General features: G+C 60.7%; 13 protein-coding genes. 6 read left to right on the plus strand and 7 right to left on the minus strand.

From position 1 onward, the window contains the following. Positions 1-28 precede the first annotated feature (28 nt). From ABD937_RS15465 to ABD937_RS15490, 6 genes are all read right to left on the minus strand, one after another. Positions 29-523 (minus strand): DUF2004 domain-containing protein, encoded by a 495-nt coding sequence (locus ABD937_RS15465; protein WP_345256668.1) that lies wholly within the window; start codon positions 521-523, stop codon positions 29-31. A 57-nt stretch (positions 524-580) separates the two neighbouring features. Next, positions 581-1,237, minus strand: coding sequence for a porin family protein (locus ABD937_RS15470; RefSeq protein ID WP_345256669.1), 657 nt, complete (start codon positions 1,235-1,237; stop codon positions 581-583). Between the two features lie 32 nt (positions 1,238-1,269). Next, on the minus strand, positions 1,270-2,112 hold the full coding sequence (locus tag ABD937_RS15475; protein WP_345256670.1) for a TolB family protein: 843 nt from the start codon (positions 2,110-2,112) through the stop codon (positions 1,270-1,272). 117 nt (positions 2,113-2,229) lie between these two features. Continuing rightward, on the minus strand, positions 2,230-2,946 hold the full coding sequence (locus tag ABD937_RS15480) for a phytanoyl-CoA dioxygenase family protein (protein WP_345256671.1): 717 nt from the start codon (positions 2,944-2,946) through the stop codon (positions 2,230-2,232). Between the two features lie 33 nt (positions 2,947-2,979). Next, entirely contained in the window at positions 2,980-3,972 is a 993-nt protein-coding gene (locus ABD937_RS15485) for a hypothetical protein (RefSeq protein WP_345256672.1), read from the minus strand. A gap of 75 nt (positions 3,973-4,047) precedes the next feature. Then, entirely contained in the window at positions 4,048-5,595 is a 1,548-nt protein-coding gene (locus ABD937_RS15490; protein WP_345256673.1) for a lamin tail domain-containing protein, read from the minus strand. Between the two features lie 290 nt (positions 5,596-5,885). Here ABD937_RS15490 and ABD937_RS15495 point away from each other — a divergent pair, with 290 nt between their 5' ends. The 3 genes from ABD937_RS15495 to ABD937_RS15505 all read left to right on the plus strand — a co-directional run bounded on the left by ABD937_RS15495 (position 5,886) and on the right by ABD937_RS15505 (position 9,585). Next, a complete protein-coding gene (locus ABD937_RS15495) occupies positions 5,886-6,980 on the plus strand; it encodes a sensor histidine kinase (RefSeq protein WP_345256674.1) in 1,095 nt (364 codons plus the stop codon). A gap of 208 nt (positions 6,981-7,188) precedes the next feature. After that, positions 7,189-7,926: a LytR/AlgR family response regulator transcription factor gene (locus tag ABD937_RS15500; protein WP_345256675.1), complete on the plus strand. Its 738-nt coding sequence runs from the start codon at positions 7,189-7,191 to the stop codon at positions 7,924-7,926. Positions 7,927-8,292: 366 nt separating this feature from the next. Further along, complete coding sequence (locus ABD937_RS15505; protein WP_345256676.1) at positions 8,293-9,585, plus strand: M28 family peptidase; 1,293 nt, start codon at positions 8,293-8,295, stop codon at positions 9,583-9,585. 274 nt (positions 9,586-9,859) lie between these two features. Here ABD937_RS15505 and ABD937_RS15510 read toward each other — a convergent pair whose 3' ends face one another. Beyond that, positions 9,860-10,612 (minus strand): phosphoglycerol geranylgeranyltransferase, encoded by a 753-nt coding sequence (locus ABD937_RS15510; protein ID WP_345256677.1) that lies wholly within the window; start codon positions 10,610-10,612, stop codon positions 9,860-9,862. A 363-nt stretch (positions 10,613-10,975) separates the two neighbouring features. Here ABD937_RS15510 and ABD937_RS15515 point away from each other — a divergent pair, with 363 nt between their 5' ends. The 3 genes from ABD937_RS15515 (at position 10,976) to ABD937_RS15525 (ending at position 15,428) form a co-directional block, all read left to right on the plus strand. Beyond that, positions 10,976-14,338 (plus strand): vitamin B12-dependent ribonucleotide reductase, encoded by a 3,363-nt coding sequence (locus tag ABD937_RS15515; protein ID WP_345256678.1) that lies wholly within the window; start codon positions 10,976-10,978, stop codon positions 14,336-14,338. 214 nt (positions 14,339-14,552) lie between these two features. Continuing rightward, complete coding sequence (locus ABD937_RS15520; RefSeq protein ID WP_345256679.1) at positions 14,553-15,242, plus strand: hypothetical protein; 690 nt, start codon at positions 14,553-14,555, stop codon at positions 15,240-15,242. Between the two features lie 9 nt (positions 15,243-15,251). After that, complete coding sequence (locus tag ABD937_RS15525; RefSeq protein ID WP_345256680.1) at positions 15,252-15,428, plus strand: hypothetical protein; 177 nt, start codon at positions 15,252-15,254, stop codon at positions 15,426-15,428. The last annotated feature ends 78 nt before the right edge of the window (positions 15,429-15,506 follow it).

The raw sequence follows: 15,506 nt of genomic DNA on the forward strand, positions 1-15,506 counted from the left end.
TCTCACATCCGAGATCCCGGATCTGAGATCAACTCTCCATGGTCATATACGCGAGCTCGCCGTTGGCGTCGAGGTTGACGACGATGAGGTATTGAGTGAGGTCTTCGCCGAGGCTGTAGTCGAGGGTGGCGAACACTTCCTCGTCGTTGGGGTAGAAGCCGGCACGCACCCAGCGCAGGGCCTTCAGGAGGCGCTCGTCGCGGGGAGCGGCCGCGTCGGAACCCTCCAGGAGCGGATCCAATGCGTTGCCGAGCTCCTCGGAGTGATGCTCCAGGTACTCCGTTACCGTGTCGCCGCCGCCATGGAAGTCTTCGGCCATGAGGGCACGGGCCTTCCGGTCGAGGGCGGGCAGGTCTTCGAGGAAGCGCTTCACCTTGTCGAGCGACTCCGGCGCCACGCTGGCTTCGTCGACGTTGAGGTCGAGGGAAAGCGGGCCGTTGCCGAAGGTGGCCTCGGCGTCGTAGAATTCTTCGGGAGCGCCGGTGTCGATGGCACCGAAATAGGGGAGGGTATAGGTGGCCATAAGTACAGAGCGGCTTTGCGCCGCTGCCCCGAAAATAGCGGTTTTCGCCTGCCGTTGCTACAGGCCGAACCGGACGCCCAGGAGCAGGCTCAGGGCGTTGGTCCGCAGCACGCCGTTGTCGGGACCATCGATATCGCTGCTATTCGTAAGCCCGAGCTCGTCGCGCAACTCGAGGCTGAACGCCATTTTCCGGCTTACCGGGAAGAGTCCGCCAACGCCGGCAGCAAGTCCGAAGTCGGTCTTCCGGTAGCGGCCTTCGTTGTCGGCCCGGTCGTTTACCCCGGGCCCCTTAAGCTCGGCACGCTCGCGCAGCAGGAAGCCGGCCCAGGGGCCTGCCTGCAGGTAGATCCGCCCGCGGTTGCTACCCATATGGATGCCCACCAGCAGGGGTACGGTGAAGTAGTGCAGGCGGTGCGTCTGCTCGGCGCGGGCAAGCACGGTGCCGTTGCTCCCGATGGCGGCACCCGTCCAGCGCAGCCCTTTTTGTGTGAGCGAGAGCCCGCTGCGGAAGAAGAGGCGGCCGTGCAGCGCCCGCTGCAGGATGATGCCGGCCGCGGGTGCAAACAGGGGCTGCTGTCCTTCGAAGGGCGTACGCTCGCCGCGGGCCGATGCGAGGCTGGCCCCGCCTTCGGCACCGAGCGTCCATTTTCCGTCCTGCGCCCACAGGATGGTACAGGAGAGGGCGAGCAGCACGAAAAGGGTGCATTTTTTCATGGGTCTTTCTTTCCCTGAAGGTACGCCTGTGCTCAGCTCCGGCGCAACGCGGGCAGCTTCCGCAAGGGGATGCTATAGATCGACTCGATCCGGCGCCCGCCGGGGAGCACCTGGGTGCGCGAGAAGTAAAAACGCCGGCTGCCGGGGTGTACCGAAGGGCAAAATTCGCTTACCGGGGTATTGACGGCCGGGCCCAGGTTTTCGGCAGGCGCCCAGCCATTGCCCCGGCGCCGGGCGATGTGGAGGTCGCCGGAGCCGGCGCCGCCGGGGCGGTCGCAGAGCAGCAGCAGGTAGCGCTCGTCGGGGTCGATGAAGGGATTGGTCTCGTTGCCGGAGCTATTGAGGCTGCTGTCGAGCGGTACCGGTGCCGTGTAGGCGCCGTTCTCGAATCGGCTCATCCAGATATCGTTGCTGTTGTGCAGGCGGCGGGTGAAGTAGATGTTGCCGCTCCGGGCCATCGTAGCGTAAAAGTCGGAGGAGTCGGAGTTGAGCGCCGCGATCGGCTCGGGGCGGCTCCACCCGGTGTCGCGGCGGTGGCTGATGAAGATGTCGAAGCTGCGGGTGCCCGGCCCGTTGATGTTGAGCAGCAGGTGCTGCCCGTCGGGCGAGAAGGCCGGGTCGATCTGGCGCTGCGCGCCGTCGGCATGGGCCCAAGGCCGGGGCCGGGTCCACCGGCGTCCCCGCTTCACCATGTGGTACAGCTGCATCGTATCGCGCCCACCGTTGGAGTGCACGAAAAAGGCTTCGCGACCGTCGGGCGATACCGAAAGGCCGAAGGCGCCGTAGGGCAGCAGTCCCGGTGCGAAGGGCTCGGCCTGAGCGAGCGCCGCGCTGGAAAGAAGGAGCAGCGAAGTGAAGAGGAGCAGGGGCTTCATCTTTTTTTGTCAATGTTCGGCGTTCCTGCTCGTCACCTCAATTACATCCTGCCGAGGCGTTCCCGCGGCGGACGGGCCGTGCGCCGCGGCGGCGGTGGCGTTTCTTTCACCCGGGTTTCAGGCGCGCTCCTCCGTTCCCGACAACGATAGTTCTTCAGCCCATTGCAGCGGCGGCGGTAACTCGGAATCCGAGAACTCGAGATGCAGCACGCGCCGGGGCCGGTCGGTGGCGCTCCGCGAGGAAGCGTGCCACAGGAGCGGGCGCATCAACAACGCGCCACCGCGGGCAACCGGGCACAGCACCTCTTCGAAGCCTGTGGCGGCATCGGCCCGAAGGATGCCCTGGCGGTGCGAGCCGGCCCGTACCCGCAGCGCCCCGTTCTCCGCATCGGTGTCGTCGAGGTGGATGCGGAGCGTGAAGTTGTTTTCCAGCACCTGGAGCGGCGGCTGCACGGCCCACTGTTCTTCCTTCCGGGTCCAGGGACCGAAGCCCGGTAACGCGGCGCGCTCCTTTACGGCGATCGTCAGGTCCTGGTGGCCGGCCACGAACCAGTTGGCCGCCGGTGGCTTGTCGAAATAGATCGCTTTCACGAGACGATAGCCCTCGCCGAAAAGCTCGTGGAGGGCAGCCCGCAGCGCAGGCGTCATCAGCAAGGCGCGGCAGGCCGGCGCCGCATGCAGGAAGCGACGAACGGCAAAGCGCCCCGCTTCCTGCAACCCTGCTGCGTCGATGGCGGCGAGCAGGGAAGCTACTTCCGCTTCTGAGTAAAGCGGCGGCAATACGGTAAAGCCGTCCGCAGCAATCGCCCTCCGCTGTTCGTTGAAAGAATGCATGCTTAAAGGTAGGTGCAGGTGCCGGGAAAAAGTTCAGGTGAGGTCGCCGGCCGTATCCCTGATCCGTATTTCTACCAGTGTGCGCAGCTCCTCCGCCTCTTCCCTTGCTGCGTAGCGTGCTGATGCCTCCACAAGCGTCTCCCGCAACGAGTTGCGCAGCAGTGCATGGTAGGTGTCCGGAAAGCTTTCCGGATCCTGAACAGAAAGTTCGGGGTTGTTGCATTTCACTTCCAGCAGCGACCGTAGTACTCCGAGGGCATAGCGCTGTTGTTCTTCGTCGGCTATCGCCAGCACATGGTCGAAGAGCTCGCGGAAGGTCAGCCCGGCCAGTATCATACCGCGGTAGGCGTGGTAGCGGGTGCCGGTGCCGGAGCCGCCCGCCTCGTAGCACGGGTCCAGCAGCGCGTCGAGGAACCAGGGAAATCCTGCTTCGCCACTTCCTGCAAACCCCAGCAGGAGGCCGGCGTTACAATCAGTGGACGCCCATTCGCGGCCGGAGTGGTAAAGCTCGGGAAGCAGCTCCACGCGGTTCGGAAGCGTCGCTACGAGCGCAGGCACAAACTCCGGAAACAGGTTCTTGCCCAGGGTTGCGCGCACCGCGGCCTCGATCACGGCCCGCCACTCGCTGCAATCAACATGAAGTAGTCCGAGGGTAGCTGAGGCGGCATTGTAATAATCGTCGTTTTCGACGAGCGCATAATGGTGAAGCACCGCCCGCGCTGGCGCCCATTGCAGGCTTCCCAGCACCTCGAGCACTTCGGCCGGTGCTTCGGCATGAAGGCGTTCCCCCTCGAGGCAGGGCTTCGCCAGGAGCGGGGCGAAGGTAGGGTCGCCATGACGTGCAAATACCGGCAGCAGCAGCCCGCGCTCGTACTGGAAGGGGCGCTCGAGGAAGACTTCGAGCAAGGCCCGGGCGTCGGTGCGGTCGCCCCGGTACAGCACCGTGCGTATACCGGCGCGGATCGCCTCGTAGGCACCGATATCCATCCGGATCAGATCGGAGAGGTGTTTGGTGGCGGGCAGCATATGCCGCAAAGAAAATGCATTTGCTTCCGGCTGTGGCCTTCGGCAAATGCATTTCTATGATCGTTGCAAACACGGTTACTGCTTCATGAAGCGGAGCGTCATGGGCTTGTCGCCACCGTTGCCATCCACCGACACCTGGTACAGACCTGCCGGCAGGCTGCTCACCTGGAGCGGGATCTCGTTGGTGCCGGCATGCAGGCGCACGCTGCCCTGCAGGAGCGGGCGCCCGTCGACGCCGTAGACGCGGTAGCGTACGGGGCGCTCGCCGGGCGACTGGATCTCGAGTACCGTGCGGTTCGTGGCCGGGTTGGGCCGCAGGCCCTGCACCGAAAGGCCGGCGCCGGTGTTGATGACGCGCGAGTATTCGGGGCGGCCGTTGGCGCCGGTGATGCGCAGGCGGTAGTACGACGTGCCCGGGCGGCGCGCCACGGACTGGCGAACGTTGCGCGGACTGTTGCGGGTCAGCACCACCTGGTGCTCGGTGCGGAAGGTGGCGCCGTCGGTGCTGCTTTCGAGGGCCAGCGTTTCCAGGCCTTCCAAATCGGCCAGCCGCCAGTTGAAGGTGTGCTCGTCGGGGCTGGAGCCGGCAAGTCCGAAGTGCAGCAGCTTGATCGGCAGCAGCGGGCCGCAGGGCAGGATGCTGAACACGAAGGTCTTCAGGTTGCAGCCTTTGTAGGAGCCGACCGTTACGCGGTAGGAGCCGCCTGCAAGACCGGTAAGCTCGATGTCGGGGGAGGAGTTGTCGGATCCGTAGGTATACGTATCGCTGAAGTCGAACACGCCGTTGCCATCGGCGTCGTAGGCGATCGTATACTCCATCGGGAAGAAGGTGGAGATGTTGGAGCCGGAAGCGGTAATGGTGACGGCGCCGCGCTGTCCGGTGCAGTAGTCCATAGCGTTCACGATGTTCATCGAGTAGGTGATGCTGGACGTACCGCCGGAGGTCTTGTTGTTGTTGGCGCCCGCCGAGATCTGCGGCTGCTTGATCCATTCGCAATCGCCATCGAGCCTGCGGGCAAAGGAGTTGGCCTGGCCGGTCGACATGCCGAGCACTTCGTAATTAAGCGTCAGGTTGTCGAGGTCGAAGGTCTTGCGTACACACTGGCTCGAAACACTGGAGGTGGTGATGGTGCTCACGGCAGGGGCGGGGGTGGAGCGGGTTACGGCATCCACCACGTTCATACTCGCGTCGAAGAGCACCATGTTCGGATTGCCGTTGCCGCCGTCGGGCATGAAACCGGGTGCGGCTGTCGGGATCGTGGTGTTGGTGCAGCCGCAGGTGTTCCAGTTCAGGTTCACTACGGTGGGGCCGTCGATGTTGCCGCAATTCGTGACGAGGGTGTTGACGCCGGAGATCACATAATACTGACCGGGCTGCAGGATGGTGTTGGGCGGAATGGTCACCGAATACTTACCGTTGGTAAGGATATAGCATCCGATATTGGTGGGGCCGGGGCCGAAGTTCAGGAGCTCTACGAACTCCGTGGCCACTCCGCACGTGTTGGAGGTCCATGGCATGTACTCGTTGATCACGACACGGCCATAGCTCTGGGCTTTTGAGGTAGCTGCAAACAGCAGGACGATTCCGCTGAGCAGCACCAGTTTTAGGATACGGGCGCTCATAGGGACGGTTGGTTGGGTTTACGGACTCTACTAAAGTAGATACGAGGTGTACCAATTATTGGATTTTGGTAAGGAAACATTAAAAAATGCGGCCTTGTACTTAGGGAAAATACGATGGTAACCTAGGGCCCTAATGGTTCCTCCTGAGGGCATCTAAAGGAGTATCCTTCAGTATCGGTGGAAACCCGTAGAAGTCCCTTTGGGCGGCCCGGAAGCCCATTCAGCGGCCCGATTGCCCGTTCCTATAATTCGGCGCCGGCAGGCCGGCAGATATCGTAGATTTGTTTTCTATGAACCTGGGCAAGTTTTCGCGGTATTGGTTTTTCCAGGCAGCAGGGTGGGGGAGCTTTGCCTTTATCAACACCTTCTTTGCCTACTCTTTCGACAAGCTCAATAACCGGGCAGATGTGGAAGTGTATTTCGGCCGTCTCGGCATCTTTATCCTGCTGGGCATCCTGGCCACTCATGCGATGCGCTTCGTGATCATCCGCGTCAACGTGCTGCAGAAGTCCTTCGACCGGCAGGTAGCGCAGTTCCTGCTCATCACCTTTTTCTTCTCCACCGTCGCCTCCTACTTCTATATGATGGCGCTGCAGGACCGCACCTGGCTCAAGGACCGCAGCTGGCTCAATAAGAACGAGCATGAGTACCTCGAGAAGAACATCTTCCTGCTCGTGCTTTCCCTGGCCTTCTCCTTTTTTCTCCTGCTCTTTATCTGGAACCTGATCTACTTCATGTACCACTACGTGTCGAAGAGCCGCAAGCAGCAGATGGACACCCTGCAGCTGGAGGCGCTGGTGAAGGAGCTGGAGCTGAAGACCATCAAGGCGCATATCAATCCGCACTTTATCTTCAACGCCCTCAACAGCATCCGCGCGCTCATCGATGAAAACCCGGGACGCGCCCGCACGGCCGTGACCGAGCTGAGCAACATCCTGCGTTCCTCGCTGAAGGCGGAGAAAGGGGAGACTGTTTGCCTGAACGACGAGTTGCGGATCGTGAAAGACTACCTGGCCCTCGAGCATATCCGCTTCGAGGACCGGCTGCGGGTGGAGTACCAGCTCGACGAGGAAACGCTGAAGTGCGAGGTGCCGCCGATGATGCTGCAGACGCTCGTGGAGAACGCCATCAAGCACGGCATCTCCAAGCAGATGCGCGGCGGCCTCGTCCGCATCTGTTCCGGCTTCCGCGACCAGTTCTACGAGCTCACCGTGCAGAACACCGGCCACTTCAACGGTTCGGGCTCGGCACAGGGCGGGGGTTTCGGCCTCTCGAGCACCCAGGACCGGCTCGTACTGCTGTACGGCGCGCGTGCGCGCTTCCAGATCCGCCAGATCGGCGACGACCTCGTGGAGGCCAAAGTGCAGATACCGGTGGGGATGTAGGGAGCTTAGATGTCAGATCTCGGGTCTTGGATCTCAGATGTAGGATTTCGGATTTCAGATTTGGCTGGCGCACGTAGCGGATGCGGCAGAAAGAGTTGAACCGATCGAGGAAAGCCGGCACCAGAGGCGACCCCTTACCAATAAACCAATAGACCAATAAACGAATAGACCAATAAACGAATAGACCAATAAACTAATAAACATCCTCATGAGAGCGATCATAATTGACGACGAACGACTGGCCCGGGCTGAGCTGCGCAAGCTGCTCCAGGAATTTCCGGAGATCGAGATCGTGGACGAAGCCAGCAACGTGGACGAAGGCCTCGCCAAGATCGAGACCCACAACCCGGACCTGATCTTCCTCGACATCCAGATGCCCGGCAAGACCGGGTTCGACCTGCTGGCCGAAGTGGACAAGGCGCCGCAGGTGATTTTTACCACAGCCTACGACGACTATGCGCTGAAGGCCTTCGAGGTCAACGCGCTCGATTACCTGCTGAAGCCCGTGGAGCCGAAGCGCCTCGCCGACGCCATCCATAAGCTGCGCGGCGAAGAAGGCGGCCATGGCAACGGCGGCACCGCTTTCCCGACCGAAGGTAACCGGAGCCTGCTCACCGAGAACGACCAGGTGTTCGTGAAGGACGGCGACCGCTGCTGGTTCGTGCGCCTCTCCGAGATTCGCCTCTTCGAGAGCGTGGGCAACTACGCCAAGGTGTTCTTCGGCAACAACAAGCCCCTCATCCTGAAATCCCTCAACGCCCTCGAGGAGCGCCTCGACGAAAAGGTGTTCTTCCGCGCCAACCGCAAGCACATCGTGAACCTGCGCCTCATCGAAAAGATCGAGCCCTACTTCAACGGCGGCCTGCTGCTGGAGTTGAAAGGCGGTGAGAAGATCGAAGTGAGCCGCCGCCAGACGGTGAAGTTCAAAGAGATGATGTCGTTGTAGGCACGCAGAAAACGCGGAAGTACGTTTTGTGAGCGGTTTACAGAAGGGAAGTTTGTTTTACTGCTTGATGAACCCTCCGAAAAAGGTGCTGCTTTCCGTAGATGGACGTTGTTGTATAAAGCGCCGAAGGAGCTACCTCGGTACTCCCAGGCAACGATCCGCCGGTCTCCCCGCGTTCGCTTGCGAACGCTTCTGCGTTTTATTTGGAGGCGTCGGATCGAAGACGCTTCGAGCTAATTGGAATGATGGCATTGAAGCATTTGCAATTCAAAGAATATTGACCACCGATCGGAGTGCCCATGCAAAAAGATTCCGCGTTTTCCGCGCTTTCTGCGTGCCACCCGGTATTACCCACTAACCCCAATCATGAATAAAAAGCTGTTTTTGCTCCTGGCCTTTGGAGCCCCTTTATTTTCCTGTGCACAAAAGACCGACATCTCCGCCGCCGAGGCGACCCGTATCGAAACCTACCTTGCCTCCGACGAGCTCGGCGGCCGCCGGCCCGGCACGCCTGGTATTGAAAAGGCTGCTGCCTTCATCGCCGACGAGTTCCGCAAGGCCGGACTGCAGCCCCTGCCCGGTGCCACCGGCTTCCTGCAGGAGTTCCCGGTACTGCGCCCGAAGCAAACCCTCCTGAAGGCCGAAGTGAACGAGCAGGACTTCGACGTAAAGAACGTGCTGGTCGTCACCACGAAGAAAGAATTCAAGGTGAACGAGAAGAGCGGCTTCCGGGTGATGCGCCTGGCGCCGCAGGGAAAAGTGGACACGCGCCAGGTGTTCTCCGAGGTGCGCGGACTGGCCTCCGGCAAGGAGAACCTGGTGGTGCTGGTCGATACGGCCTATAGCCGCCTGTTCCCTCGTTTTTCTGGACTGAAGCGTGCGATGCTGCCCTCGGAGTACGACGTAGTGTTTCTTCTGACGCAGGAGACACCCCGTAGTTTTACGGTAAAGGCCGAGCATTCGTTTGCAGAAGAGCGGATGGCCAACGTGGTAGGTGTTCTGCCCGGCACCACGCGTGCTTCGGAGCAGGTGATCTTCTCCGGGCATTACGATCACCTGGGCATCGGCAAGCCGGTGAACGGCGACTCGATCTACAACGGTGCCAACGACGATGCGTCGGGTATCACTTCGGTGATCCTGCTCGCGCAGCACTTCGCAAAGCTAAAGAACAACGCGCGTGGGCTCATGTTCGTGGCTTTCACCGCGGAGGAGAGCGGCGGCTGGGGCGCCCAGTACTTCTCGCGCCAGCTTGACCCCGCCCGGGTAATGGCGATGTTCAACATTGAGATGATCGGCACCGAAAGCAAGTGGGGCCGCAACAGCGCCTTCATCACCGGCTTCGACAAGACCGATATGGGCGTGCTGCTGCAAAAGAGCCTGAAGGGCTCCGGTTTCGACTTCCACCCCGACCCGTACCCGGAGCAGGATCTCTTCTACCGCTCCGACAATGCCACCCTCGCCTATCTAGGCGTACCGGCCCATACGATCTCTACGTCGAAGATGGACGTGGAGCCGCACTACCACAAGCCCTCCGACGAGGTAGGCACGCTCGATATGGCCAACCTCGCCAAGATCACCGAGGCCATTGCCAGGAGCGCCGCCGGCATCATCTCCGGAACGGATACGCCGACACGGGTGAAGCAGGAAAAAAGTTTTTAGTTTGAGGTTTGGAGTTTGAAGTTGGCTGAGGCCGGTTGCTTTGGTCTCCAGCCCTTCCGAACACATACAGAAAAGCCGCCCGCCGGGCGGCTTTTCCCGTCATTGCGAGCGCAGCGAAGCAATCTCCTCCGTGACGCAGGGTGACCGCAAGATGACCGATATCGTTGGACGGTCATTCCGATAGTGCGGGAGATTGTCCCGAGGCTTCGGGACGCTGCGCTCGCAATGACGATGCCGCGCCTTTTGGGCGCGGCATCTTTATAAAGTTTATCGTCTAAGCCACGTTCACACCGTGAATCGCCGACGCGATCTCATTCAGCAGTTCCGGGTCTTTTTCGATGGCGTTACCCACTACCACCACGTCGGCACCGGCGGCGCAGGCGGCCGCGGCACGGGCGCCGTCGCGGATGCCGCCGCCCACGATAAGGGGCACGTCGATATGCCTGGCCACGGCACCGATCATGGCGGTGCTCACCGGGCGCAGGGCACCGGAGCCGGCATCGAGGTAGATAAGGCGCATGCCGAGCATCTCGCCCGCCAGTGCCGTGCACAGGGCGATGTCGGCCTTGTCGTGCGGAATGGGGGCCGCGTTGGAGATATAGGAGACCGTGGTGGGCGCGCCGCCGTCGATCACCATATAGCCGGTAGGCATGATGTCGAGACCGCTCTTTTTGACGAAGGGCGCCGAGATCACGTGCTGGCCGATGAGGAGCTCGGGGTTGCGGCCGGAGATGAGGGAGAGGTACAGGAGGGCATCGGCATGACGGCTGAGCTGCGACGGAGAGCCCGGGAACAGCACCACCGGCTTATCCGTGCGCGCCTTGATCTGCAGGACGCAGGCGTCGAGTCCGTCGGTTACGACGAGGGAGCCGCCTACAAAATAGAAGTCCACACCGGCTTCAATAGCGCGGTCGAGGAGGCGGTCGAGCGATTCGGGGGTGACGTTATCGGGATCGATCAGCAGGGCGAAGGATTTGATCCCCTGTATCTTCCGTTCCTGTAAAGTCTGATAAACAAGCCCCTGCATCCGTAGTCTTTAAAATGTATGCAAAAATGCGGAATTTTCTGCAATGCCGGTGCCCTGGGGAATTTCAGCCACCATCCGCACCCCCTCCGCAGCCCTCCCCGTATGGGTATAAACGGTAGTTCCTGTTTAGGGGATTTTGGGGCGATGCCAAAAAATTGTTATGCCGCGGACTGTGGATTTTGAGTGCAAAAATCACGGGATTCGCGCCCGGCGCGCCCTCCCGGGATTGTCCCCATTTTTGGGCCTCCATGTGCATATCTCCGGCCTCTTTTTTTCGCTCTATCCGGATACTTTCGTCGTCCGCCGAAACATTTTGGCGGATGTACGTCCGACAATTTTAATCCTACATAAACACATTTGGCTATGGGCAACGCTAAGAAAACCACGAAGGGCTTGGCCTTCACGCGGAAGTTCACCCGCGACGACATTCCTGTTTTCGACCAGTTCGAGTACGATTACCGCACCTCCGTGATCCGCAACCCGAGCGGCGAGGTAGTGTTCGAAATGAACAACGTTGAAGTGCCCAAGGGCTGGAGCCAGATCGCCACCGACATCCTGGCGCAGAAGTACTTCCGTAAGGCCGGCGTGCCGCAGCCCGATGGCTCCACCGGCCGCGAGACCTCCGTGAAGCAGGTGGCTCACCGCCTCGCCAACTGCTGGAAGGCCTGGGGCCACAAGTACGGCTACTTCGCCACCGACAAGGACGCGCAGGTGTTCTACGACGAGCTCGTTTATTCGATCCTCGCCCAGATGTGCGTGCCCAACTCGCCCCAGTGGTTCAACACGGGCCTGTACGAGAGCTACGGCATCTCCGGTAAGCCCCAGGGTCACTACTACGTGGACCCCGTCGACGGACAGCTGAAAGAATCCACCTCCGCTTACGAGCGCCCGCAGCCCCATGCCTGCTTCATCCTCTCCGTGGAGGACGACCTCGTGGGCGACAACGGCATCATGGACCTCTGGGTACGTGAGGCCCGCATCTTCAAATACGGCTCCGGCGTAGGCACCAACTACTCCAACCTCCGCGCAGAAGGCGAGAAGCTCTCCGGCGGCGGCACGAGCTCCGGCCTCATGTCCTTCCTCAAGATCGGCGACCGCGCCGCCGGCGCCATCAAGAGCGGCGGCACCACGCGCCGCGCCGCCAAGATGGTGTGCCTCGACCTCGATCACCCCGAGATCGAGCTGTTCGTGAACTGGAAGGTCGAAGAAGAGAAGAAAGTGGGCGCGCTCATCGCCGCCGGCTATCCCTCCGATTACGAGGGCGAAGCCTACCGCACCGTGAGCGGACAGAATTCCAACAACTCCGTGCGTATCCCCAACTCCTTCTTCGAGAAGCTCGAGAAAGGTGAAGACTGGGAGCTCACCGCCCGCACCGACGGCCGCGTAATGAAGAAGGTGCCCGCCAAGCAGCTGTGGGACACGATCGCATACGCCGCCTGGCGCTGCGCCGACCCCGGTACGCAGTACAACACCACCATCAATGAGTGGCACACCTGCCCCGAGGGTGGCGAGATCCGCGCCTCCAACCCCTGCTCGGAGTACATGTTCCTCGACAACACGGCCTGCAACCTCGCTTCGGCCAACCTGATGAAGTTCTACGATGCCGCCACGAACACCTTCGACGTGGAAGGCTACGAATACAACTGCCGCCTCTGGACCGTGGTGCTCGAAGTATCGGTGCTGATGGCCCAGTTCCCCTCCAAGGAAGTGGCCCAGCTCTCCTACGACTACCGCACCCTCGGCCTCGGCTACGCCAACCTCGGCACCCTGCTGATGGTGAGCGGCATTCCGTACGACTCCGAGAAGGCCCGCGCCATCGCCGGTGCCATCTCCGCCATCATGACGGGCGTTGCCTACAAGACGTCGGCTGAAATGGCTTCCGTGCTCGGTGCCTTCCCCCGCTACGAGGAGAACAAGGAGCACATGCTGCGCGTGATGCGCAACCACCGCGCCGCTGCCTTCGATGCTGCCGAATACGAAGGCCTCTCCGTGAAGCCCCAGGGCCTCAAGGCGCAGTTCACCCCCGACTACCTCCTCAAGGCTGCCTGCAAGTCGTGGAACGACGCGGTGGCTCTCGGTGAGCAGTACGGCTACCGCAACGCGCAAACGACGGTGATCGCCCCCACGGGTACCATCGGCCTCGTCATGGATTGCGACACCACCGGCGTGGAGCCCGACTTCGCCCTCGTGAAGTTCAAGAAGCTCTCCGGCGGCGGCTACTTCAAGATCATCAACCAGTCGGTTCCCCTGGCGCTCCAGCACATGGGCTATGGCCAGAAGGAGATCGACGGCATCATCAACTACGCGGTCGGCCACGGTACCTTCGCCGGCGCCCCGCACATCAACCACCAATCGCTGTCGGAGAAAGGCTTTATCGCCTCCGAGATCGAGAAGCTGGATAAAGCCGTAAAGGCCGCTTTCGAGATCGGCTTCGTGTTCAACGTCTACAACCTCGGCGAGGAGTGCCTGCAGCGCCTGGGCTTCACCCCCGAGCAGTACTTCAACTTCGAGTGGAGCCTGCTGGAGGCCCTCGGCTTCTCCGACGAGCAGATCGACGCCGCCAACGACTACGTGTGCGGAACGATGACGGTGGAAGGCGCACCCTTCCTGAAGGCCGAGCACCTGCCGGTATTCGACTGCGCCAACAAGTGCGGTAAGAAAGGCGAGCGCTACATCCACGCCCACGGCCACATCCGCATGATGGCCGCCGCCCAGCCCTTTATCTCCGGTGCCATCTCCAAGACCATCAACCTGCCGCACGAGGCCCAGGTCGACGAGATCGCCGATTCGTACCTGCTCTCCTGGCAGCTCGGTCTGAAGGCCTGCGCCCTCTACCGCGACGGCTCCAAGCTTTCGCAGCCGCTGTCGAACAAGTCGGACAAGAAGAAGAAAGAAGATACGTCGGCCACCTCTGAAGCTGCTGCCGAAACGCCCGCAGCCGAAGTGGAAAGCGGTATCGTGGATATGAGCAAGCTCACCATCGAGGAGCTCCTCGAGGAAGTGCAGAAGCGTGTGCAGGCTTCGCCCGACACCGTGCTGAAGCGCCAGCTCGCCTCCATCGTGGAGCGTCGCTCGCTGCCCGCCAAGCGCCGGGGCTTTACGCAGAAGGCGAAGATCAACGGACAGACGATGTTCATCCGCACCGGCGAGTACGCCGACGGCACGCTGGGTGAGATCTTCATCGATATGGCGAAGGAAGGCGCAACGATGCGCTCGATGCTGAACTGCTTTGCGGTGGCCATCTCGATCGGCCTGCAGTATGGTGTGCCGCTGGATGAGTACGTGGAGAAATTCGTGTTCACCAAGTTCGACCCCGCCGGCTTCGTGGAGCACCCGAACATCAAGAGCACCACCTCGATCGTGGACTTCATCTTCCGCCTCCTCGGCTACGAGTACCTCAACCGCACCGACCTCGTGCACGTGCTCGACAAGCCCGAAGTGGGCAACACCGGCGAAGAGAGCTGGGACGAGCCGACGGCGAAGTCGATCGAGAAACCTGAGTTGTCTTCGGTGCGCGTGGTAGCCACGACGCCCCAGGCCGCCAAGACGCAGAAGCAGCAGCCGGCAGCCGTGAAGGCTTCGAGCAATGGCCTCGGCGCAGTAAATGCAGCCGCCAAGAGCATGCAAAGCGATGCCCCGGCCTGTAACACCTGCGGCCACATCACCGTACGCAGCGGCACCTGCTACAAGTGCCTCAACTGCGGCAACAGCATGGGTTGCAGCTAACACTGGGATCTAGTTACTAAGGAAGGCTTTGTTTCATCGCCCTTTGCTTACTAACCTTTGGATATGGCAAGGGCCGCACGCAAGTGCGGCCCTTTTGTTTTACCCTTCTTTGCTGGGGAAACACCACATTTTTTGGCCAGAAAAAACCCAGCTTTTTTTGAGAGAAAGCACATGGAAGCCCCCTGCAAGCAAGGGTAGTTTTGAAAAAAAAGTTATGAAACAAATTCCTCTCCTCGCCCTGCTTGTAGCCTGTTGTATGTCGCCTTTCGAAAAGGCGAAGGCGCAAACGAAGAACGTTTTGCAGTTGGACCAGTACAAGAAAATCACCGCCGATCAGCTGGAAGCGGCTGCACGCCAATCTGCTTCCGATCCAAGTAAGGAAAGCACCTGGCCCACCCTGCGCCCCGAAGACATCCAAGGGGCCCAACTCATTGATCTCAAGAATGAAGCTACTCCTGTCGTCTTTGCCTCAGTTGTTCGTAGGGATGGTGAAGCTGTGGGTGTGCTCGCCGGGTACCCTGTAAGAGGCGGGGTTTTTAATGTCTACTACAGCTTCGAAGGCAGCCGCGATAGCAAGTATCCTGGCTTGGGCGTCTACTTGATCAATGGAACACGGCTTGGTTCCGTTATCTTTAACGAAGAGGGCTCCGGCCGAGTGGTGCCGGTGGAAAATACCGAAGTAGCCAGGCGCGGATTCTGGCAGTGGCTTGCCTGTACGGGAGATTGTGTGGGAGATGCGCAGATTGCGTGTAATTCGAATGCGCAATGTGCCATCCTGCTGATCTCGACAAACATCGGTGGCTCCGCAATTGGGGCAGGTCCGATCGGAACGGTGTCCATCGCGATGGCCTGCGGGATTGCCTGTACCGCCAACTCGAGTATCGACCTCCTTCCTGCCTTTTAATTCATGAATATGAAGAAGATCGGAAATACCCTGTTACTCGTTTTCCTGCTGGTCGTCATCGTTGTCATGAGTTTTCAGCAGCCCCAACGGTTCCTGCCGATTTACCTTTCCGTGTGGGTTGGTACCCTTATCTGGATCTATGTGGCTTTTTACCGTAAGCGGGCCGGCCGGAAACATGCCCGGTAACACTGCTTTGCTGACGAAGGCCCTGTGCTATAAGGTTCGCTTTTGGTAACCGAAGGGCACTTGGTTGTCTGTCTTAGG

It is taken from the genome of Flaviaestuariibacter amylovorans (genome assembly GCF_039541815.1).
GTDB classification, from domain to species: domain Bacteria; phylum Bacteroidota; class Bacteroidia; order Chitinophagales; family Chitinophagaceae; genus Flavisolibacter; species Flavisolibacter amylovorans.